The organism is Streptomyces sp. NBC_00654 (assembly GCF_026341775.1).
GTDB lineage: Bacteria > Actinomycetota > Actinomycetes > Streptomycetales > Streptomycetaceae > Streptomyces.
In genome coordinates, this window is sequence record NZ_JAPEOB010000002.1 from 803653 (window position 1) to 824724 (window position 21072).

15 protein-coding genes are annotated in these 21072 nt (G+C 72.7%); 5 read left to right on the top strand and 10 right to left on the bottom strand.

Annotated features, from left to right (window positions below):
- Nucleotides 1-211: 211 nt before the first annotated feature.
- On the bottom strand, nt 212-3946 hold the full coding sequence (locus OHA98_RS23815; RefSeq protein WP_266928776.1) for a S8 family serine peptidase: 3735 nt from the start codon (nt 3944-3946) through the stop codon (nt 212-214).
- Nucleotides 3947-4401: 455 nt separating this feature from the next.
- Between OHA98_RS23815 and dhaK the strand changes: the two genes are divergently transcribed.
- The 3 genes from dhaK to OHA98_RS23830 all read left to right on the top strand — a co-directional run bounded on the left by dhaK (nt 4402) and on the right by OHA98_RS23830 (nt 6584).
- Entirely contained in the window at nt 4402-5394 is a 993-nt protein-coding gene (dhaK, locus tag OHA98_RS23820; protein ID WP_266928777.1) for a dihydroxyacetone kinase subunit DhaK, read from the top strand.
- A 120-nt stretch (nt 5395-5514) separates the two neighbouring features.
- A complete protein-coding gene (gene dhaL / locus OHA98_RS23825; RefSeq protein WP_266928778.1) occupies nt 5515-6177 on the top strand; it encodes a dihydroxyacetone kinase subunit DhaL in 663 nt (220 codons plus the stop codon).
- Complete coding sequence (locus OHA98_RS23830; RefSeq protein WP_266928779.1) at nt 6174-6584, top strand: PTS-dependent dihydroxyacetone kinase phosphotransferase subunit DhaM; 411 nt, start codon at nt 6174-6176, stop codon at nt 6582-6584. The genes dhaL and OHA98_RS23830 overlap by 4 nt, the downstream gene beginning before the upstream one ends.
- A 170-nt stretch (nt 6585-6754) precedes the next feature.
- On the opposite strand, the gene OHA98_RS23835 is transcribed toward OHA98_RS23830, so the two are convergent.
- Complete coding sequence (locus OHA98_RS23835; protein WP_266930873.1) at nt 6755-10210, bottom strand: phosphodiester glycosidase family protein; 3456 nt, start codon at nt 10208-10210, stop codon at nt 6755-6757.
- A gap of 249 nt (nt 10211-10459) precedes the next feature.
- Between OHA98_RS23835 and OHA98_RS23840 the strand changes: the two genes are divergently transcribed.
- Nucleotides 10460-10963 carry an NUDIX domain-containing protein gene (locus OHA98_RS23840; protein ID WP_266928780.1) on the top strand — a complete coding sequence of 168 codons (504 nt, stop codon included), beginning with the start codon at nt 10460-10462 and terminating at the stop codon, nt 10961-10963.
- Here the strand turns inward: OHA98_RS23840 and abc-f are convergent.
- The 8 genes from abc-f to OHA98_RS23880 all read right to left on the bottom strand — a co-directional run bounded on the left by abc-f (nt 10927) and on the right by OHA98_RS23880 (nt 19374).
- Nucleotides 10927-12681, bottom strand: a complete 1755-nt coding sequence (gene abc-f / locus OHA98_RS23845) for a ribosomal protection-like ABC-F family protein (protein ID WP_266928781.1) — start codon at nt 12679-12681, stop codon at nt 10927-10929. The genes OHA98_RS23840 and abc-f overlap by 37 nt on opposite strands.
- 238 nt (nt 12682-12919) lie before the next feature.
- Complete coding sequence (locus tag OHA98_RS23850; protein ID WP_266928782.1) at nt 12920-13237, bottom strand: DUF6191 domain-containing protein; 318 nt, start codon at nt 13235-13237, stop codon at nt 12920-12922.
- A 193-nt stretch (nt 13238-13430) separates the two neighbouring features.
- The gene (locus OHA98_RS23855; RefSeq protein WP_266928783.1) at nt 13431-14471 is read right to left on the bottom strand and encodes an NAD(P)-dependent alcohol dehydrogenase; all 1041 of its coding nucleotides are present in this window, start codon (nt 14469-14471) and stop codon (nt 13431-13433) included.
- Nucleotides 14472-14539: 68 nt separating this feature from the next.
- Entirely contained in the window at nt 14540-15310 is a 771-nt protein-coding gene (locus tag OHA98_RS23860; protein WP_266928784.1) for an SDR family NAD(P)-dependent oxidoreductase, read from the bottom strand.
- Nucleotides 15307-15978 carry a TetR family transcriptional regulator gene (locus OHA98_RS23865; protein WP_266928785.1) on the bottom strand — a complete coding sequence of 224 codons (672 nt, stop codon included), beginning with the start codon at nt 15976-15978 and terminating at the stop codon, nt 15307-15309. Before OHA98_RS23865 ends, OHA98_RS23860 begins: the two co-directional genes overlap by 4 nt.
- Nucleotides 15979-16136: 158 nt before the next feature.
- A complete protein-coding gene (locus OHA98_RS23870; protein ID WP_266928786.1) occupies nt 16137-17354 on the bottom strand; it encodes a PP2C family protein-serine/threonine phosphatase in 1218 nt (405 codons plus the stop codon).
- 242 nt (nt 17355-17596) lie between these two features.
- Nucleotides 17597-18457 carry a GNAT family N-acetyltransferase gene (locus OHA98_RS23875; protein ID WP_266928787.1) on the bottom strand — a complete coding sequence of 287 codons (861 nt, stop codon included), beginning with the start codon at nt 18455-18457 and terminating at the stop codon, nt 17597-17599.
- Nucleotides 18454-19374 (bottom strand): NADP-dependent oxidoreductase, encoded by a 921-nt coding sequence (locus OHA98_RS23880; RefSeq protein ID WP_266930874.1) that lies wholly within the window; start codon nt 19372-19374, stop codon nt 18454-18456. Before OHA98_RS23880 ends, OHA98_RS23875 begins: the two co-directional genes overlap by 4 nt.
- 665 nt (nt 19375-20039) lie before the next feature.
- Between OHA98_RS23880 and OHA98_RS23885 the strand changes: the two genes are divergently transcribed.
- Nucleotides 20040-20969, top strand: a complete 930-nt coding sequence (locus OHA98_RS23885; RefSeq protein WP_266928788.1) for a SigB/SigF/SigG family RNA polymerase sigma factor — start codon at nt 20040-20042, stop codon at nt 20967-20969.
- The last annotated feature ends 103 nt before the right edge of the window (nt 20970-21072 follow it).

The following is a 21072-nucleotide window of genomic DNA, read 5'->3' on the forward strand; positions in this document are numbered from 1 at the left end:
CTGTTGGTGTCGGTCCCGGTGCCGCACGTCCGGTGCGTCACCGGGACCATCACCGGAAACGGACCGCCTCGTGGCCCGGACAGGTGACACGGGCACTCGGTCAGGCTCCCGGGGTGGGCGGGAACACCTTCGGGTCACACCACCGGCCCCGCTGACAGCAGCCGTTCGGGTGGGAGCCGGGCCGCCGACCGTGCGGCTCCCACCCGGTCGGTCACTTCCGCACGCCGACCGCGCGGATGATCTCCTGCTTGACCTCGCCACCCCTGTCGTCGGCGGCCGAGGCCCGCACGGAGATGTACCGCGCGTCGCGCGGCACCCGTACGGAGCCGGCCCAGGCGGCGGACTCACCGCGTACGCCGTCGAGTTCGACGGACGTCCACGTCGCGCCGTCGTCGAAGGAGACCTCCAGAGCGGAGCCGGTGATCCTCCCGGTGTCCGTCGCACCCTTGATGTACTCGGAGAAGATCCCGAGATCCAGCCGCTTCCCGGCCCTCACATCACCGTGCAGGTCGGTGTCGACGTCGAATCCGAGGTTGAGCACCGGCAGATACGTCCACCGGTCGGCGGGCGTGGCGGACGACTTGAAGGTCCATTCGGAGTGGCCCTTCGTGGAGATCCGCCAGACGCCCGGGTCCAGGGTGGTGTCGGTGACCACCTTGAAGTCCTGCTCGGTCGGCTCGACGTTCCAGGCGTGCACCCCCGAGCTCTGCTTCCGGTCGACCCGTACCCCGTCCACGTACACCTCGGTGAACTGGGTCATCGAGCTCTGGTTGAACACGTAACCGAAGCCGGTGTGGTCCGGTCCGGAGTCGCCCCAGCCCGGCGTGTTGAACTCCAGGTTGTTGCCCGCGCGCCGCTGGCCCCAGCCGAGACCGGTACCCAGCCATGGGTGCCAGACCGGCTTGAACCAGTCGGTCCCTGAGCGCGCGCCGCCGCGGTAGTGCACGACGCCGCTGCGCTGCTCAAGGGCGCCCGGACCGCTGGACATGGACTCGTGCCAGCCCTGGCCGGCACCGACGCTGACGTAGTCGGTGCGCTCCGCGGGGAACGCGATCCTCTCCTGGAATCCGATGCCGACGGGGAAGCTGTCGGTGATCGAGTAGCGGAACTCGCCGCCGTCGGCGGGCTTCGGCGCATGGAACTTGTTGTTGACCACGGCCAGTTCGCTCCTGCCCGGCCGGTACGTGAGATCGGTGGGGATCGCCCCCGGGTATCCCTCACTGAGGTCGTAGACATACGGCGTGAACTCGGTACCAGTCAGTTCCACGCCCCGGCCGAGCCGGGCGGCCTCGATCAGCGCCGCCCCGTCCTCAGCGTTCACCGTCGCGCTGTACAGCGGACGGGTCGTACCGCCGGGCACGCTGAAGTCGGCCATCAGCCGCCCGGGAACCTCGTCGGTGACGAACAGGGCCTTGGCGCCCGCGTCCTGCGCGTTCCGGGCCAGTTCAGTGGTCGGGAGCCCGTCGGTGCGGCGCACGACGACCGCCTTGCCCGTCACGTCCTTCCCGGCGTAGTCGGCGGGGCTTCCGGCGCCCGCGTCCACCAGGGACATCCGCTTCCGCCCGGTGAACTGGTCCGATCCGTACTGCACTGTGGCCTCACCGAGCCGCTTGCCGCCTGCTGCGACATCGAGTTGCGGCTTGCCGAGCCGCCAGACGGTCCGGTACTCGAAGGTGCCCGTGCCGGGCTTACGGGTCGGCGCGGCGAAGACGCTGTCGTACATCGGCGGGACCTGCACGGTCCCCGTGAGGGACGTGCCGTTCGCGGCCCGGTTGTACCTCATCAGCAGCTGACGGGTCTCTGTCCGCCGGTCCACCTCGGCGCGTATCTCCCGCAACTTCGCCCCGTCGAGGGTGACTTCGCGGTCCCGGTCCATGGTGACCTCGGGCTCGGCGAGAAACCCGAGGCCGAGCGAGTCCCCGCCCCCGCTGCCGCGCACATCGAGGAAGCTGGACAGGGAGTACGTGCCGGGCCGCAGGCGCAGTTCGAGCGTGCCGGACTGGCCGACCGCGGCCGGGAAGGCCGACTCGTCCTCGGCCAGCCTCTTCAAGGTCAGGTTTGCGGCGGACGCCGCGCCGTCGCGGTCCTTGACGTGGACGGTGAGCGTGTAGCGCTCTTCCTCCTTGGTCAGGCCGAAGGCCGTGTGCGCCACCGTCGTGTCGCCTTCCATGGCGACGATCCGTCCGGAGGTGGAGCCGACGGGCGCGGCGGTACCGTCACCGGTGACGGTGGTCCGCGCGGTGCCGTGTGCCGGAACGGTGAGGGTGCGGTCCGCGAGCGTGATCACGCCGTCGGGAGCGCCCTCGGCGGACAGCGCCAGGGTGACCGGCCGGTCGGATCCGTTGGTGTAGGTCAGCGTCTTCGTGACCGGCTGGTTCATCTCGTAGGGCCAGCTGGTGAAGCCGAGGTCGGCGCTGCCGGTCGCGGTGATCTGCGCGGCGATCGCGGACGGGACGTCCACGCGGCCCGCGCCCACCTCGTACGACGTACCGCCGATCTGCTCGGACGTGCTCATCAGCCCGTCCTTGAGCTGCTGTCCGCTCCAGTCGGGGTGCTTCTCGGCGAGCAGCGCCGCCACGCCCGCGACGTGCGGGGTGGCCATGGACGTGCCACTCATCGATGTGTACGGGCCACTGCCGCTCACGAGCTGCGAGCGGGCCGCGAGGATGTCCACGCCCGGCGCGGACAGGTCGGGCTTCAGCGCGTTGTCGCCGAAGCGCGGGCCCTGGCTGGAGAACGCCGCACGCCTGTCGGCGGAGTCGACCGCGCCGATCGTCAGCGCGGAGTCGGCCGCGCCGGGGGAACCGATGCTGCCGGGTGAGCCGGCGTTGCCGGCCGCGATCACGAACAGGGCGCCCGTGTCCTTGGAGAGGGCGTTCACCGCCTGGGCCATCGGGTCGGTGCCGTCGCTGCCCTCCCGCGATCCGAGGCTCATGGAGATGATCTTGGCGTGGACGTCCTTGGCCGCCCATTCCATCCCGGCGATGATCTGTGAATCGAATCCGGAACCCTCGTTGTTGAGAACCTTGCCGACGGCGAGCGTGGCGCCGGGCGCGACTCCCTTCTCCTTGCCGTCGGACGCGGCACCGCTGCCGCCGACGGTGGAGGAGACATGGGTGCCGTGGCCGTGCCGGTCGGCGACCTCCTGGCCGTCGATGAAGCTCCTGGTCTCGCTCACCCGGTCCTTGAGGTCGGGATGGGTCAGGTCCGCGCCCGTGTCGAGGACGGCGACCTTGACACCTTTGCCGGTCAGCCCGTCCTCCCAGGCGGCGGGGGTGCCGATCTGGGCGTTACTGGCCTCCATCGCGGCGTCGACGCGTGCGTCCAGCCAGATCTTCTCGACGCCTCCCGACAGACGCGCGCGGCCTGAAGTCGCTCCGCGTACGGCGGAGCCGGCTTCCGGTGCGACCGTGCGCCAGAACTCCCCGGACTTCGATGCCTCCAGGGCCGCACCGCCTATGCTCGGCAGCCCACGGACCTGGCGGGCTCCGTGCGGTGTCGTACTCCGGGCGTTCTTCGCATACGTCACGATGAGCGGGAGGCCACCGGACGACGCGTCGCCGAACCCCTGCTCGATCAGAGCCGTGACGTCGAAGAGTCCGGCGTCGAGGACGCCCGCCCGGAGGTAGGGCCGGACCTCGTCGGGTACGACGGTGATCCGGCCGTCCGATATCTCGCTGCGAACCGCTCCGGTCGCGCCCTCGGGGCGCTCCACGGCGACCGCCTTCCGGCCCGCCCCGAGGTCGGTCACGGTCACCTGGTCACCGGTGATCAGGGTGACGGTTCGCGCGGTGCCGGGTGCACGGACGGGCGATGCGGCACGGTCGGTGCCCGCCCCCGCCGCGCCCGATGCCCCGGCCGCGACGGCCTGCCCGGCCGGAAGCAGGACGAGCGACAGCCCCGCCGCCAGCAGCCTGGTCCTCCGTCTCGCGGATGATCTGGTCATGGATGGCTTCTCCTCCACGCACCCGGTGAATGGGTGGTTCCGGGTGCTGCACAGAGTTTTCGCGGCGGCAACTCGCGTGTCGACCGTTCCGCCCTGGCGGATGCCTGCCTTGACGGAGACCCGTCAAGGTGCGGCCGCGGTGCACGGAATCACCCTGCGCCCGGCCGTGGTGACGGACCCACTGGCCGAAAATCACTCCCCGAACACTCCGGGGATCACCTTCGGGACTCGTGGGCGGGCAGAGGCCCGGGTCCCCTGAGCGACACCGCCATGAGCACGCTCCCGCACGCCCGGGTCTACGGTGGAGAGCGACTGCCCGGCGGGCGGCCCGAAGACCGGCCGGTCATGGACCGCCCGTGTCAGCGGTCGGCGTCCACGTCCGTACACGTCACTACCGTGCTCAGCAGGAACGGCGCACTTCGTCAGACCTCTGCCAGGTTCACGAGGAGACAGACATGAAAATGCTCATCAACGTCCCGGAGACCGTGGTCGACGACGCGCTCCGGGGCATGGCCGCCGCGCACCCCGAGCTGACCGTCGATGTCGACAACCGGGTGGTCGTGCGTCGCGACGCCCCCGTGGCCGGGAAGGTCGGGCTCGTGTCCGGCGGCGGGTCCGGGCACGAGCCGTTGCACGCCGGGTTCGTCGGGCCGGGGATGCTCTCCGCCGCCTGTCCCGGGGAGGTGTTCACCTCGCCCGTACCGGATCAGATGGTACGGGCCGCCGCCGCGGTCGACAGCGGGGCCGGGGTCCTCTTCATCGTCAAGAACTACACCGGTGACGTGCTGAACTTCGAGATGGCCGCCGAACTCGCCGAGGACGAGGGCGTACGGGTCGCCCAGGTTCTCGTCGATGACGACGTGGCGGTGAGCGACAGTACGTTCACGGCCGGGCGGCGGGGCACGGGGGCGACGCTGTTCGTCGAGAAGATCGCCGGGGCCGCCGCCGACGAGGGCGCGTCGCTGGAGCGGGTGACCGAGGTGGCGCGGCAGGTGAACGCGCGGTCCCGGAGCTTCGGGGTGGCACTGAGTTCGGTCACCACTCCGGCGAAGGGCAGTCCCACCTTCGATCTTCCCCCGGGTGAGCTGGAGTTGGGCATCGGCATTCACGGCGAACCCGGCCGGGAACGGCGCCCCATGATGACCTCCGGGGAGATCGCCGACTTCGCGGTGCACGCCGTGCTGGACGACCTTCGGCCCACCGGCCCGGTGCTGGTGCTCGTGAACGGTATGGGGGCGACCGGGCTGCTGGAGCTGTACGGGTTCACTGCCGAGGTGCAGCGGGTGCTCTCCGGGCGAGGTGTCCCCGTGGCCCGTACGCTCGTGGGGAACTACGTGACCTCGCTCGACATGGCGGGCTGCTCGGTGACGCTGTGTCAGGTCGACGAGGAGCTGCTGCGGCTCTGGGACGCGCCCGTGCGGACTGCCGCGCTCCGCTGGGGCTGCTGAGCCCCGGCGCCCCGCGTACCGACCGCCCCGCTCTCACCCGTACCGCCCGCCCCGCCCGTCCGCTGCGCGCACAGCGCCGGGATCCCCCGCGCCGGACCGGACCGAGGAACAGGAGACCTTGTGCTCGACACCGACTTCTTCCGCCGTTGGATGGCCGCCGTAGCGGCTGCCGTGGACCGTGAGGCGGACCGTCTGACCGAACTGGACTCGGCGATCGGTGACGCCGACCACGGCAGCAATCTCCAGCGCGGCTTCACCGCGGTGACGGCGGTCCTGGCCAAGGACGCCCCCTCGACGCCTGGAGCCGTACTGACCCTCGCCGGACGACAGCTGATCTCCACCGTGGGCGGTGCGTCCGGGCCGCTGTACGGAACGCTGCTGCGCCGTACGGGCAAGGCCCTGGGCGAGTCCGCCGAGGTGACGCCGGGGCAACTGGCCGAGGCCTTCGCCGCGGGGGTCGCGGCAGTGGGGCAGCTCGGCGGGGCGCAGGCCGGGGACAAGACGATGCTCGACGCGCTGCTGCCCGCCGCCGACGCCCTGGGTTCGTCGTTCCGGGCGGCCGGGGACGCGGCGCGGGCCGGTGCGCTGGCCACGGTTCCCCTCCAGGCGCGCAAGGGGCGGGCCAGCTATCTCGGCGCGCGCAGCATCGGGCACGAGGATCCGGGGGCCGCCTCGTCCGCGCTGCTGGTCGCCGCGCTGGTCGAGGCCGAAGAGCCGGCCGGGGCCGGGGAGAGCACCGCAAACACCGGGGCCGGCGGGATGACGGACGGGAGCGGCGCATGAGTGCGCGCGAGCAGGTCGGGATCGTCCTGGTCTCGCACAGCGGGCCGGTGGCCGAGTCCGTCGCCGAGCTGGCACGGGGGCTCGCGGCGGGGGGTGCCACCGCACCCGTCGCCGCGGCCGGTGGTCTGCCCGACGGGGGGTTCGGGACCAGCGCCGAACTGATCGCCCGCGCCGCCGAGTCGGTCGACCGCGGGGCCGGGATCGCGGTGCTGGTCGATCTTGGCAGCGCGGTGCTGACGGTGAAGTCGATGCTCGCCGAGGGCGACGAGCTGCCGGCCGGGGCACGTCTGGTCGACGCGCCGTTCGTCGAGGGGGCCGTGGCCGCTCTGGTCACCGCGTCGGCGGGCGGGGATCTGGCGGCGGTGGAGGCCGCGGCCTCGGAGGCGTACGGATACCGCAAGGCCTGAGGCCGTTGCCCGGGGCCTGATCCGGACGGGGGCGGACGGCCCGGAACGGACCCGGGGCCGACATGGAGCGGCCCCGGACCAGCCCGACTCGGGGCCGGCCCTGGACGCCCCGGGGTACGCCCCGGTCCCGCGTCCACCTGGGTGGACGCGGGACCGGGGCCGGCCGGGTGTCAGGCGGCCGGGACCGCCGCCCCCACCGCTGCCCCCACCGCTGCCGCGATCTCGACGCGGGCCCGCCGCGTCGTGCCGTTGACCGTCACCGCAAGTGTGACGGTGCCGGGCCGCAGCGCCGTGAGGACGCCGGTGACCGGGTCGAGGACGGCCGCATGGCGTCGCCGGGCGTCGTCCGGGTCACCGACGTACACGTTCGGCGAACCCGTCCAGTCCGCGCTGAGCGGGAAGGCCACGGGTACGGAGCGCGCCCCCTGGACGACGCTCGCGCCCACCTTCGTACGCTCCCCCGGGCGGATCACCGTCGGTGCGTCGAGGACGAGGGAGTCGACGTGCGCCCGGGTCTGGACGGAGACCCAGTCGGGGCCGCCCCGCCACGGGTTGTTGCGGGCCGCCGCCTGTTCACCGGCCTGGACCCGGTCGGCGCCGATGAGGGACCAGCCCGTGAATCCGCCCTCCCCGGCGGGACCCGCCGGGGCCTTGCCGGAGTTCCCGTTGATCAGGTACGGGACTCCGTCGACGTGCGAGGCGTGGAAGACCCCCACATGGCCGCCGATGAAGGCCGCGCCCTTGCCCGTCGTACGGCGGAAGCCGGCGAGCCACTGCTCGACCAGGGCGGCTTCCTTGCGGTCGCCGAGCCTGCTGCCCTGCTGCGGGGTGGGGTCGCGCGGCGGGACGTGCTCGATCACCATGACCGAACCGATCCGGCGGTCCCGGGCGGCCGCGTCGAGCTGCTCCCGGAGCTGCCTGATCTGGGCGAAGCCTCCGCCGCGCAGGCTGAGGCTGGAGGTGTCGAGGGTGATGACCCGGGTGCCCTTGTGGTCGAACGTCCGCTGGGCGGGCCCGAATTCGGTCACGAAGTTGTCGATGCGGCCGCCCATCACCTCGTGATTGCCCGGTACGTAGTACCAGGGCACGGCATCGCCGAGCTCCTCGGTCAGGATCTTCCGTGCGAAGGCGAGGTCGGCGGGCGAGCCCTCGTCCACCAGGTCTCCGTTGACGACGAGGAAGTCGGGCCGCGCGGCCCTGATCTCGCGCAGGGTGCGGCGGGCCCGGTCGACGATCGCGCTGTCCGGGTCACGGGCGACGAACTGGGCGTCCGACATCACCGCGAACTGCCAGTCCCGGCGCTCGGTCGTCGCGGCCGGGTCGATCAGCGGGTCGGACGGCACCGGCTGTGCGGGCAGGTCCACGGTCGGCGGGACCTGCGCCGTCAGGTCGTCGATGACGATCCCGCCGGTGTACTGCCGGGCGGCCGCCGTCTCGGCCAGATAGAACCGGTGCACGCTCAGCGGCATCGCGACGCCCTGCGGGACGGCGAAGGTGATCTGCCGCCACCCGGTCCAGGTGATGTACGGGCCGCGCAGCAACTGGTCGGAGCCCGCCGCGTCCTTGAGGTGCAGGGTCGGCCAGGCGCTCTTGCCGTCGCCCTTGACCCACAGCCGGAACGACTGGGGCTGTCCGGGTACGGCGACCGGCGCGGGCGGGGTGGCGTAGGCGGCGCGGGTCGCGGTGGACCGGGTGAAGTCGTAGGTGAGCTTCAGTCCGGTGCCGGTGTGGCCCTCCGGTGTGGCGGCGAGCGAACCGTCGGCGCGCGCCTGGCTGAACTTCCAGGCCGCGGCGTCGTCGAAGGCGGCGACGGCCTGTTCGGTGAGGCCGACGCCGGCCGCGAGGACGGTGGTGGCGCCCGCGACGGTCGCGGTGATCCGGCCGGCTCCGCCGCCGGTGCGGGAGCGGACCTCGAAGGATCCCTGTCCGTTGTCACGGATGTCGAACAGCGTGTGGTCGTAGTCGAGTTCGATGTCGCGCGGCTCGACGGGGGCACTGGTGCCGTGGGCGTCCAGCCCGACGAAGCCGAACGTTCCCGTGGCCTTCGCGTCCGCGAGGCCGACGCGCCGTGTCGTCGGCTCGATGCGGGCGAGCTCGTCCAGGACGGTCAGCCGGATGCTGCCGTGCGCGGCTCCGCGCCGGGCCGTCACCTCGGTACTGCCGCTGCGGCGGGCGGTGAACAGACCGTGGCTGTCGACCCGGCCCGCCGCCGGGCTCGTACCCCAGCGCGGGGCTCCCGCGGCGGGGCCGTACGTCTCGTCGTAACCGGCCGCGGTGAGGGAACGGCTCAGGCCGGGGAAGACCCGGTCCGGGTGTCCGCCCCTGACCGGATCGGTGCCCGGTGCGGCCCCGGCGGGGGTCCGGGTCTCCACCCGGAAGCCCTTCAGTCTCCCGCTGCCGTCGGGGGCGGTGAGGGCGAGGCCGTTGGGGACGGTGCGCTCGCTGCCGTCGGACGGGCTGTTCTCCACCTGGAGCGTGTCGCTGCCGGGCTCGCGGGCGACGAGCGTCGAGGAGCCGCCGCCGTCCAGGTTGAGGGCGCTGTACGAACCGGCGCGGCGCATCATCAGGCCGAGCTCGGTGAGGGTGACGCCACCGCTGTCGGCCTGCCGGCCGTCGACCGTGACGACCTGCATGGTGCGGCCGTCCTTGGAGAAACCGACGGCGGTACGGGGCGCCGGGGTGTTGTTGCCCTCGCCGTCGTGGTTCTGGGAGGTGCCGTCGACGACGAGGAGTTCCCGGCCGCCGACCGCCGTGCGCGGTACGGGCCCGCCGTCCGTGCGCGCCCGGTGGGCAAGTGCGACCGGGTCGCCCGGACGCAGCGCGGTCACGAGCGCCGCGCCCGCCTCCCGGCCGACCAGGACGGTGGTGCCGTCCGGGACGGGCCCCGTGCCGGGGGTGTCCGACACGGAGACGACCTTCCCCTCCCGTACGACGGCTTCCGCGACCGGGACGGCCGCGTCGACGGTCAGCCCGCGGTCCGCGCTGCCCCAGGCCGAGGTGTACGCGCCCACGCCCTGGGCCGGCACGTTGGCGGCGTTGAACGCGGCCAGCGGGTGCTCGCCGGACGGGAGGGTCAGCGTGCCCTCGAAGTACAGCTCCAGGATCCGGCCCGCGCTCTGCGGGCCGATGCCGACCGCCCGGTGGATGCCCGGCGCCGGGGAGTGGACGGCCCGGCCGTCCTTGATACCGGGACCGAGCGGAGCACCGGTCTCGTTGATGTCGAAGAAGTCCGCGTTGATCGCGGCGACGGTACGGCGGCCGCGTCCCGGATCGTGCCGGGCTGCGAGGTCGGAGACCGGGCGCCGGTCGGCGACCTTGCCCGAGGAGAGGTAGTCGGCGCGCACCTGGTCACCGCCGAGGTCCACGGAGAGGGCATCCACCCGCAGCCACTTGTCGGACTCCAGCCGGTCGTACGAGCTGAGGCGGACACCGGGAGCGATCGGCCGGGAGGTACGGGCGGTCTCGATGCCGTCGCCGTCCACCACGGAGCGGACCGCGCCGGCCGCGCCGCTCGCGGCGGGCGGGGCGACGGGTCTGAGGACTTCGGCGGCATCACGGGGACGGGGGTCGGGGGTCGAATCGGCGGCCGCCGGGGCGAGTGCCCCGGCCGTCATCGCGGTCACCATCGCGAGCAGCACGAGCGGCCGCACAGCGGTACCGACTATGCCAAGGCCCACAAGTCCTCCTGGGAAGAAGCTGGTTGCACGGGCGGAAAGCACTGACGGCGGACAGCATGGCCGCACGGACAGGGAGGCACCAGAGGACGTCGGGGACATCGGAGGGAACACCACACGGCGGGCGGATGACCGTCATGATCACCCAGATGCGCCGCGCCGGCGTGGCGGCCCACCGTCGAGGGCCGCACACTTGACGGCATGTCGACGCTCAAGCGCAGCGCGGGCCTTCTCCTCTACCGGGTGACGGACACCGGGGACGGGCCGGAGTTCGAGGTGCTGATCGGCCATATGGGCGGCCCGTTCTGGGCGCGCCGTGAGGCGGCCGCCTGGTCGGTCCCCAAGGGCGAGTACGGCCCCGAGGAGCAGCCTGCCGCGGCCGCCCGCCGGGAGTTCGAGGAGGAACTGGGGCTACCGGTCCCGGAGGGCGCGTGGGTACCGCTCGGCTCCGCGCGGCAGCCGAGCGGCAAGACGGTGACCGTATGGGCGCTGGAGGCGGAGCTGGATCCGGCGACGGCCGTACCGGGGACCTTCACCATGGAGTGGCCGAAGGGGTCCGGCGTGCAGCAGGAGTTCCCGGAGATGGACCGGTTCGCCTGGTGCGCGCCGGAGCAGGCCGCCGAGCGGCTGGTCACGGGCCAGCGGGTCTTCCTCGACCGCCTGCGCGGTCATGTCCGCGAGACGCGTGACTCCACGGGCGGATAGCCGGTTTCCCGCAGGTCCGCCGTCTCGCGTGTGTCCAGGGCCCGTCGGGCGTTCCGCGCCCCGTCGGCCTCCTGCGGGCCGCTGACCGGGCGGCCGGCCCGCAGTTCCAGCACGTCGCCGCTGAAGCGGGCGCGAAAGCCCCGGTCGTGCGAGACCACGACGACGGCCCCGCGGTACTCCGCGAGGGCTTCCTCCAACTCCTCCACCAGACTCAGCGCGATGTGGTTCGTCGGCTCGTCCAGGACCAGCAGATCGGCCGGACGGGTGACCAGCCGGGCCAGCGCCAGCCTGCGCTGCTGGCCGATGGAGAGCGCGGCGACGGGAACGGCCAGGTCCTCGGGCCGGAACAGGCCGAGGCCGAGCAGTTCCGGCGCGTACTCGTCCGGGAAACCGGGACGGCCCGCGGCGAAGGTCTCCAGCAGCGAACGCCGGGTCGGCCGGGCGGGTAGTTCCTGCGGGAGGTAGCCGACCCTGGCCCGGCGCCGGACCGTTCCCGTGTCCGGGGCGAGATCCCCCGCGAGAACCCGCAGGAGGGTGGACTTCCCCGCGCCGTTGGGCCCGGTGACCAGGAGCCGTTGCCCGGGTTCCACCCGCAGGGCGGGCAGGTGGAGCCGGTCGCCGACACCGACGGACTCCAGGGTGAGCAGAGGCCTCGGCCCGTGCCCGCCGGCGTCGGTGGCGACGGCCGGCCTGGCGGTGAAGGCCAGCGGCGCGGGCGGGGCGGGCACGGGTGAGCGGCGCAGTGCTTCGAGGCGGGTTCGGGCCGCCCTGACCTGGCCGGACAGTTTGGCCTCGTGCGAGCGGCGGTGTTTGCCGTACCCCTCCTTCGGGTCCTTTCCGGTGGCCATGAGCCGCTGCCCGGCCGCCTTCACCAGTTCCTCGATGCGGGCCAGTTCCGTCAGATAGTCCTGGTGCTCCTGGACCCAGCGGCGCCGGGCCGCTGCCTTCGCCGTGCGATAGCCGTCCCAGCCGTCCCCGTACCGGGTGACGCCGCGCAGATCGCGGTCGACCTCCAGGATCACGGAGGTGACGCGCTCCAGGAAGGCCCGGTCGTGCGTGATGGCCACGACGGTCCCGCGGTGGGCGCGCAGGTGCTCCTCCAGCCAGTGGACGGCCCGGACGTCCAGATGGTTGGTCGGCTCGTCGAGCAGCAGCAGTTCGGGGGCCGCGGCCAGCACGCAGGCCAGCGCCAGCCGGGACTGCTCCCCGCCGGAGAGCGTGGAGACCGGGCGGTCGCGGGTGAGGTGTGCCAGCCCGAGACCGTGCAGGGCCGCGTCGGTGCGGGCGTCCGCCTGGTAGCCGCCGCGTTCCTCGTACGCGGTCAGGAGGTCCCCGTACGCGGCGAGTTCCCCGCCCGTGGGTTCCGGTGCGGTGGACAGCGCCTCCTCCGCCGCACGGATGCGGCGTTCCAGGTGACGCAGTTCGGCGAGCGCCGCGTCGACGGTGTCCTGGACGGTGTCGCCGGGGGCGCGTACGAGTGTCTGGGCGAGGTATCCGATGCCGCCGGGGAACCGGGCGGTGATCTCGCCGCTGTCCGGTGTCTCCGCCCCCGCCATCAGTCGCAGCAGTGTGGATTTGCCGGAGCCGTTCTCGCCGATGACGCCGGCCTTCTCGCCGGGGCGGACCGTGAGCGTCACCTGGTCGAGTACCGAGCGGTCACCGTAGGTCTTGGAGACGTCCTTCAATGTCAGCTGGGCGCGGTCGCGCTGGGGGTGCATGGGTGCTTCTTCCCTGTGGACAAGCCCGCGAGGGCGCGCGGGAGCGCACGGCGGGGCATGGATACCGGACGGCGGAAGAGGACTGCGGCACGCGTCGGCGACCCTGCGGGTCACCCTGCGACGCTCAGCGTCGGGCGGCGGCGTCCTGGCCGGGAATCAGCGGAAGAAGTAGTACGAGTACGAACCCATGGGTCCGAGTCTAGCGAGAGCCGGGCGGGCCTGCTCGGCAATAAACGGGTCAGCCTGCCTTCGGGAGACGGATGACCGCCCGGCCTCCGTTCAGGTCGATGGTGGTCCTGTTCGGCGGGGCGCCGTCCTCCTCGTCGTCCCTGATCAGCAACGCGCTCCGGCGCTCCTTGAGTTCGCTCTGCTTGCCGGGCGAGAAAGTCGCGTGCAGCTGTTCGAAGCCGGTCGCCGAGACCTGGCCCTGCCGGGCGCTGTTGCGCCAGGGCAGCACCCCGGCCCGCCCGGCGCGCAGGAGCACCTGGTCGACGAAGGCGAGCACGGTCAGCCCGATCACCAGCCCGGGAAGGGTCATCAGTGCGAGGAACTCCATGGGGCCAGTCTCGCCCGTGTACGGGGCCGGGCGCACCCGAATCGGCATGCCGACCGGACAGGAAGGGGCCGCGACCGGACAGGGGAACGCGGGCCGTCGCTGTGCTGCGGCGGCCCGCGTGTCCGGTGTGGGCGGGGCCCGTGTCGTGGCCCCGTCGTCGGGGGGCCTGGGCTCAGTCGTCGGGGGCCTGGGGTCAGCCGTTGGGAAGGATGACGGCCCGGCCGTTGATCCTGCCGGAGTGCAGACGCTCGTAGGCGAGGGGCGCCTCGTCGATGGAGTAGGTCTCCACATGGACGTCGACCGCCCCGGCGTGGGCGAGGTCGAGCACCTCGACGAGTTCCTTGCGCGAGCCCCAGTACGGGGAGGTCACCGTCGTGCCGTAGGGCAGCGTGCCGAAGCCGACGGGCAGGGCGCCACCGCCGATACCGACGATCGTGACGTCACCGTCGACGCGCGCGACCGCTCCGGCCGTCTTCACGGTGGGCGGGGCGCCGACGAAGTCGAGGACGACCTGAGCACCGAGGCCGCCGGTGAGTTCGAGCACCTTGGCCGCCGCGTTCCCGTCGGAGAGTACGGCTTCGTGGGCGCCGACCGTGCGGGCCAGGGCGAGCTTGTCCTCGGTGACGTCGAGCGCGATCACGCGCACCGCGGTCATGGCGCGCAGCAGCTGGATCGCGACGTGGCCGAGGCCGCCGGTGCCGATGACCACGGCGGTGGCACCGGGCACCAGCTTGGACAGGGAGCGCTTGATCGCGTGGTACGGGGTCAGCCCCGCGTCCGTGAGCGGCACCGTCTTCACGGGGTCGAGGTCGCCGATCGGCACCAGGTGGCGCGGGTCGTCGACGATCATGTACTCGGCCATGGCGCCGGGGGCACCGAGTCCGGGCGGCGTGATGCCGAGCTCCTTGGCGCGCAGGCAGTAGTTCTCCTTGCCCTCCGCGCAGTTCACGCATGTACCGCAGCCCCAGGGGCCGTAGACGGCGACGGAATCGCCGGTCGCGAAGCCGGTGACGCCGTCACCGAGTGCGGCGATCGTGCCGACGCCCTCGTGGCCGAGGGTGAGGGGAAGCGGGAAGGGGAGCTGGTCGGCGGGCCAGCTCATCACCGCGATGTCGGAGTGGCAGACGCCCGCCGCCGTGACCTTCAGCAGCACCTGCCCGGGGCCGGGCTCGGGATCCGGGACGGTCACGACCTCGGGAGCGGAACCGACTGCACGGTACTGAACGGCTTTCATGGGATCTCCTCGGTGTTTCCTTGTTCTCTTTCTCGCCCCCGTGCCCCCGGTCCGCCACTCGGGGCGGTCTACGAGGCGGAGTAGCCGCCGTCCACCAGGTGGTAGCTGCCATGGATGAAGGAGGCCTTGTCGGAGAGGAGGAAGGCGGCGAGTTCGGCCACTTCCTCCGCCGTGCCGAGGCGGCCGGCCGGGTGCAGCGAGATCAGGTGGTCGCGGGCCGGGCCCTCGGTGTTGCGCAGCAGGGGGGTGTCGATGAAGCCGGGGCCGACGGCGTTGATCCGGACGTTCCGGGCGGCGTATTCGAGGGCGGCGGTCTTGGTGAGGCCGACGACGCCGTGCTTGGCCGCGACGTACGCGGGCGAACCGGCGAAGCCGTTGGTGCCGAGGATCGAGGACATGTTGACCACGGCGCCGCCGCCCGCGGCGACGATGGCGGGCAGTTCGTAACGCATGGAGTAGAAGACACCGCTGAGGTTGGTGGCCACGACGCGGTTCCAGTCCTCGACGGCGTACTCACCGGTGGGGTTGCTGGGGCCGCCGATACCCGCGTTGTTGACGGCGAGGTGCAGTGCCCCGAACGTGTCGACGGTGAAGCGCACGGCCGCCTCGACGGAGGCCGGGTCGGTCACGTCCATCGCGACGGCGGCGGCCTTCGCCCCGGTGCTCTCCAGCTCGGCGGCGGCCTTGCGGGCGGCTTCCTCGTCGTAGTCGGCGACGACGACCGCCGCTCCGCTCGCGGCGAGCCGCCCGGCCAGGGCGAGGCCGATGCCGGACGCGCCGCCGGTGATGAGGGCCGTGCGGCCGGCGAACTCCGCGTCGGTGGGGGTGCTGGTGCTCATGATGCTGCCTTTCCTTCTGTGGTGCTGTGCGACGCCGCACCGGCCCGCTGCTGGGTGAGCAGGTCCTCGGTGAGGGCGTCGAATGCCTGGACGACCAGCTCGGGCAGGGCGTCCGGGCGGCCTCCTCGTACCCAGGCCGCCTGGGCCGCGAGCAACGCGCCCGCCCCCGCGGCGACCGTGACGGCGGGGCGGATGTCCAGCCGGGGATCGACGCCGAGCCGGTCCGCGAGGATGGTGACCGAGTCCTCCTGGGCGTCCACCCGGATGTGGTGGAAGGCCGCGTAGAGGGTCGGTTCCCGCTCGGCGACGACCATCAGCTCGAAGATCCGGGAGCGGCGGTGCCAGGGTTCCGCCACAGGGTCGCCGAGCCAGTCGAGCACGGCGCGCCGGTAGGCGGTGAGGGGTGACTCGGCGGCGGGGCGGGCCCGCAGGGCGTCGTTGATCCGGTCGCCGTCGCCCCGTACGGAGTCGAGGACGGCGTCTTCCTTGCTCGTGAAGTACCGGCTGAACGTGCGCCGGTCGACGTCCGCGGCTTCCGCGATCTCCTCGACCGTCACGTTCCGCAGTCCCCGGTCGAGCACGAGCTCGAAGGCGGCCTGCGCCAGCGTGTCCCGGGTCCGGCGGGCCTTGCGGCTGCGCCTCTCCGGGGTCTTCCGTTCCGGATTCATAGTTGCACCGTACACCTGAAAATGTCCCCACGCGACACTAGTCCCAGGAGGACATTGCACGGGGGATCGCGGAGGTGTGCCGCGGCCACCGGGCGCGGAGTACCGCATCGGGCGGGGGGCGCGTCGGCCGCGCGGGCCGACAGCCGGCGGGCGGCCCGTTACCGGTCGCGCAGGGGCTCGGTGGCCCGGCGGGCGTCCTCATGGACCGCCTCGGAGCGGCGCAGGCCGGGCCCGCCGCCGGACGGGGCCCTGCGCAGGGCGAGCGCGGCGATGTCGTCGCGCCGGACACCGCCGGAGAACTTCTCCAGGTCGGCGTGGAGCGCGTCCAGGACCTCGCGCGGTCCACGCCGCGCCCACGGGCCGAGCCGGTCGTCCAGCGGGTAGAAGGCGCCGGAGGCGTCACGTGCCTCGGTGACACCATCCGTCACGACGAGCAGGGTCGCGCCGGGCGGAAAGCCGAACCACTCCGCCGTACGCTCCTCCTCGCTGAGTTCGGCCATGCCGAGTGGGACGTACGTGCGTCGCAGCCGAATCATCGAAGCCTCGCCGTCGAGCAGCAGGCGCGGCGGCAGATGGCCGCAGTTGACCACCTGCACCTGGTCCCCGCCGTCGAAGCCGAGCACCAGCGCGGTCACGAACCGTTCGGTCTCACCGGTCTGGGAGGAGAACTCGTTGTGCCGCACGACCGCGTCCTCCAGCGCGGCCACCACTCCGGTGAGCGTGGGTTCGCGGATGGCCGCCTCGCGGAAGGCGCCGAGCGCGGCGAAGCCCGCCCCGATGGCGGGGAGCCCCTTGCCCTGGACATCGCCGATGATCACCCGGGTGCCGTACGGCGACTCGACGACCTCGTAGATGTCACCGCCGACGAACCGGTCCTCCTCGATCGGCTCGTAGAGCCCGTACGCGAAGATCTGGTCGGTCAGCACGGGCAGCGGGCGCAGTATCTGGCGCTGGAGCGCGCCGGCCGCGGAGCGCAGCCGGGCGATCTGGGTGGTGTGCCGGATGCGCGCCGCGCAGGAACCGACACCCAGGGCACAGGCGAGCACCGTGAAACCGATGCCGAGCGCCAGGTCCCAGAAGGACCCGTCCGAGGCCAGCCGGGAGCCGACGACCACGATCATGATCCAGACGGCCACCCCCACCGTCTGCCGGACCGTGCAGAACACGGAGGCCAGCGCGGGGACGACCACGAGCAGCGGGGCGACCTCGAAGTCGTCGCCCGAGAAGACGTGCAGGAGCACGATCGCCAGGGTCAGCAGCGCCAGTCCTGCGGCCAGTGGCCAGTTCCCGACACGGGGCGCGGCAGCCGCCGCCTCGCCGGCGTCCACTTCCGGCAGCTCTGGCGTGCGCGTCGTCTCCGCTCGCTGAAGCCCCATGGCCACGGTGATGCCTCCTGCTCGGTCCTCGGTCCTGGGTCGGCCGTCGTCGAGGGCTGTCCCTGTACTCGCTGACAGGACAGCCCTCAGGACGGTTCTCCATCCAGTGGACCGGGACCGGAGCGTCGGCACACGAGGCTTACGGCCCCGAGACCGGGCCGAAGGTCCCGCTCGTGACCTTCGGCCCGGGTCTTTCGGCCCTGGGTCCCGGGCCGAAGGCCTTCGGTGTCCGCGCGCGGGGCCTATGGCCGGCCCGGGACCGGCACCGGCTCCCGGCCCGCGTCCGCGCGGAGGCCGGGCGCGTTCGGGGGGACGAGGGCCGACAGGAACTGCGTACGGCGGCGGAGCCGGAAACCGAGTGCCTCGTAGAGCCGGATGGCGTGGGTGTTGGAGGCGGCCGCGTGCAGGAACGGGGTCTCGCCCCGCTCCCTGATGCCGTGGGCGACGGCCCGGACGAGCCGGCCCGCCAGTCCCTGACCGCGCACGGACTCGTCGGTGCAGACTCCGCTGATCTCGGTCCAGCCCGGCGGGTGCAGCCGCTCCCCGGCCATCGCGACGAGGACTCCGTCGCGGCGGATGCCCAGGTAGGTGCCGAGCTCCACGGTGCGCGGCAGAAAGGGACCGGGCCGGGTGCGCGCCACCAGGTCCAGCATCTCGGGGACGTCCGCGGGTCCCAGGGTGACGGCCTCCGCGTCCGGTGCCGCGGCCACGGACTCGTCGACGAGCTGGACTCCCTCGGCGTGGAAGACGATCTCCCAGTCCGAGGGGGGCGGCTCACGGAACGCGGTCAGGGTGACCGACGCGCCGGGGCCGGCGAGTGCCGCGACATCGGCCCAGTCCTGGTCGTCCGGGGCATCCGGAAGGGCGAGCCACGGGGTGACGTCGACGGGATAGCGCAGGATGCGGCCGCGGCGCTCGGCGAAGCGGGCGTGCGGGCCGGTCAGCGAGGAGCGGGCCGGATTGTCCAGAGGGTGGGGCTGGTGGAGCGGATGGGGCTGGTGGGGCAGGTGGCTGCCGGGGGAATGCACGGGCGGGAGCGCCTTTCCGGTCTCGGGTTCAGTGGCGGCGGGGGCGTGGGGGGCGGCGGGGGCGGGCGGGCTCATCGGGCCACCTCGATCACGGTCTTTCCGCGTGCGTGACCGCTCTCCACGGTACGCAGCGCCCGTGCCGCTTCGGCCAGCGGGAACGTGCCGGTCACCTGCGTGCGCAGGGCGCCGCCGACGACGAGGCGCGCCAGTTCGTCGAGCACGGCCGCGGTACGGCTCCGGCGTACGGCGGAGCCGCCGAGCGCCGCTACCTCCTCGGGCGACCCGGCGCTGATCAGCCGCTTCCGGTCCGCCACGAGGCCCGCGGCGACGGTCAGCGCCTCGCCGCCCGCCAGGTCGAAGGCCGCGTCGACGCCTCCGGGGGCCACGGCCCGTATCCGGTCCGCCGCTCCGGGTCCGTACGTCACATGGACGGCGCCGAGGGACTCGACGAGGGCCTTCTTCGCCTCGCTCGCCGTACCGATGACCCGGATCCCGGAGTGCCGGGCCAACTGCACCGCCGCCACGCCGACGCCGCCGCCCGCCCCGGTGATCAGGAGCGTGGAGCCGGGAGCCGGGTCGAGCTGGCGCAGTCCGTCGTACGCGGTGGCCGCCGCCACCGGCAGGACCGCCGCGTCCGTGAACGACAGCCCGTCCGGCTTGTGGGCGGTGGCGGAGGCCGCAAGCAGCGCGTACTCCGCGTAGCCGCCGGTCAGCGGGGAGCCGAGGACGGCCTGCCCGGGCACGAAGCCCTCGACGTCCGGTCCGACCGCCTCGACCGTCCCCGACACCTCGCTGCCGAACACGCCCGGCAGGGGCACGGGATCGCTCCCCGGCCTGCGATGGCCGGACCGTCGTTTCCAGTCGACGGGGTTGACCCCGGCCGCCCGGACGGCGACGAGCAGCTCACCGGGCCCCGGGACGGGCACCGGCCGGTCGACGAAGGCTTCCGTCTCGGGTCCGCCGTAGCGGTGGAATATGTACGCCTTGGCCATGAGCTCCTCGTTCCGGTCCGTCTCGGCGGCCTTCCGGCGGCCCGCGGGCCGCCGCCAGCAGCCAGAAGCCGGGGAGATCGCCCGGTATTCCCGGGCCGGCGAACTGTTCACGCGCGCGCAATCAACGGATCCGTCCGGTCGCGCACGCCGTCGGCGGCCGGTGCGGCGGAGGCGGCTTCCCCACCCTCGCCGGTCCCGCTGAACAGCGCGCCCGGCACACCGCGTCCCGGTGACGGCACCGGATGACGGCGCGGGCCCGAACCGCTGACACGCGTGCGCCCGAGCCCCGGCCCGCGTACACCTGGACCGTTGACACGCGTACACGGAGCCGGGAACCGTCGAAATCGACTCAACCACCGGTCAATACGCGCCGGTCGGTCCCCAACAGCCGCCCGGCTGTGGCACTCTGGTGCCGACCGCCCCACCGGGCTCCCCCGTACCGGTGGGGCGGTTCTGCGCGTCCGCCGACGCCGCTTCCCGCCCGGTCGCCGCGTCGCCGCTCTCGCCGTCTCCTCACCTCTTCATGACGGCACCTCAGGCCGAACCCAGCACCTTTCGGCCAATTCCCCCTGTTTGACCGGATCGACGCTCGTCGCGCGCATGGGAGTGACGCCCCGGGGCAGGCGCTAACACCTCATGGCCTACGACCAGGGGAGCGTGACGAGATGACGGCGCACACCGCGCGGCGGACCACCGGGATCACCGGTACCGGGACCACCGGGGTCACCGGCGCCGCGGAACTGCCGGACACAGCGCGACGGGCGGGCGCCACGGACCGGCTCCCGTGGATCGAGGACGCCGGGAAGATCGCCCCGATGGACGCGCGCAAGCTGTCGAAGCTCTTCTTCGACCGCCTCCAGGTCCTGGAGGAAGGGACGCGGGAGCACCAGTACGCGCGGAACACGCTCATCGAGATGAATCTGTCCCTGGTCCGGTTCGCCGCAGGACGGTTCCGCAACCGGGGCAGCGGCGACATGGAGGACATCGTCCAGGTCGGCACCATCGGTCTGATCAAGGCGATCGACCGGTTCGACCTGTCCCGCGAAGTCGAGTTCACCTCGTTCGCCGTCCCGTACATCGTCGGGGAGATCAAACGATTCTTCCGGGACACCAGCTGGGCCGTTCATGTGCCCCGGCGCCTTCAGGAGCTGCGGGTCGATCTCGCCAAGTCGAAGGAATCCCTCGCGGGCGATCTCGACCGGGACCCCACCGTGCCCGAACTGGCCGAGCACCTGGGGATCGAGGAGACGGAGGTCACCGAGGGGATCGTCGCCTCCAACGGCTACACCGCGGGTTCGCTGGACATGCCGACCGACACCTCGCAGTCGGGACGCCACAACGCGGGCGGGCGCACCTTCGCCGATGTGCTGGGTGAACCGGACCCCGCCCTGGAGAACGTGGAGAATCTGCACACGCTCGCCCCGCTGCTCGGGGAACTGGACGACCGTGAGCGGCGCATCATCGACATGCGTTTCGGCCAGGAGCTGACGCAGGCGCAGATCGGCGCGGAGCTCGGTATCTCCCAGATGCATGTGTCGCGGCTGATCAGCCGCATGCTGCACAAACTGCGCAGCGGGATGCTCACCCAGGAGTAGCCGCCGGCGCCCTTGTGTTGCTTCCGCATTGCAGGTTCATGGCCAAGCGGCCGACACGCTTCCCGGACCGCGCGAACGCCTCTACGGTCCGTAGTCAGCCCGT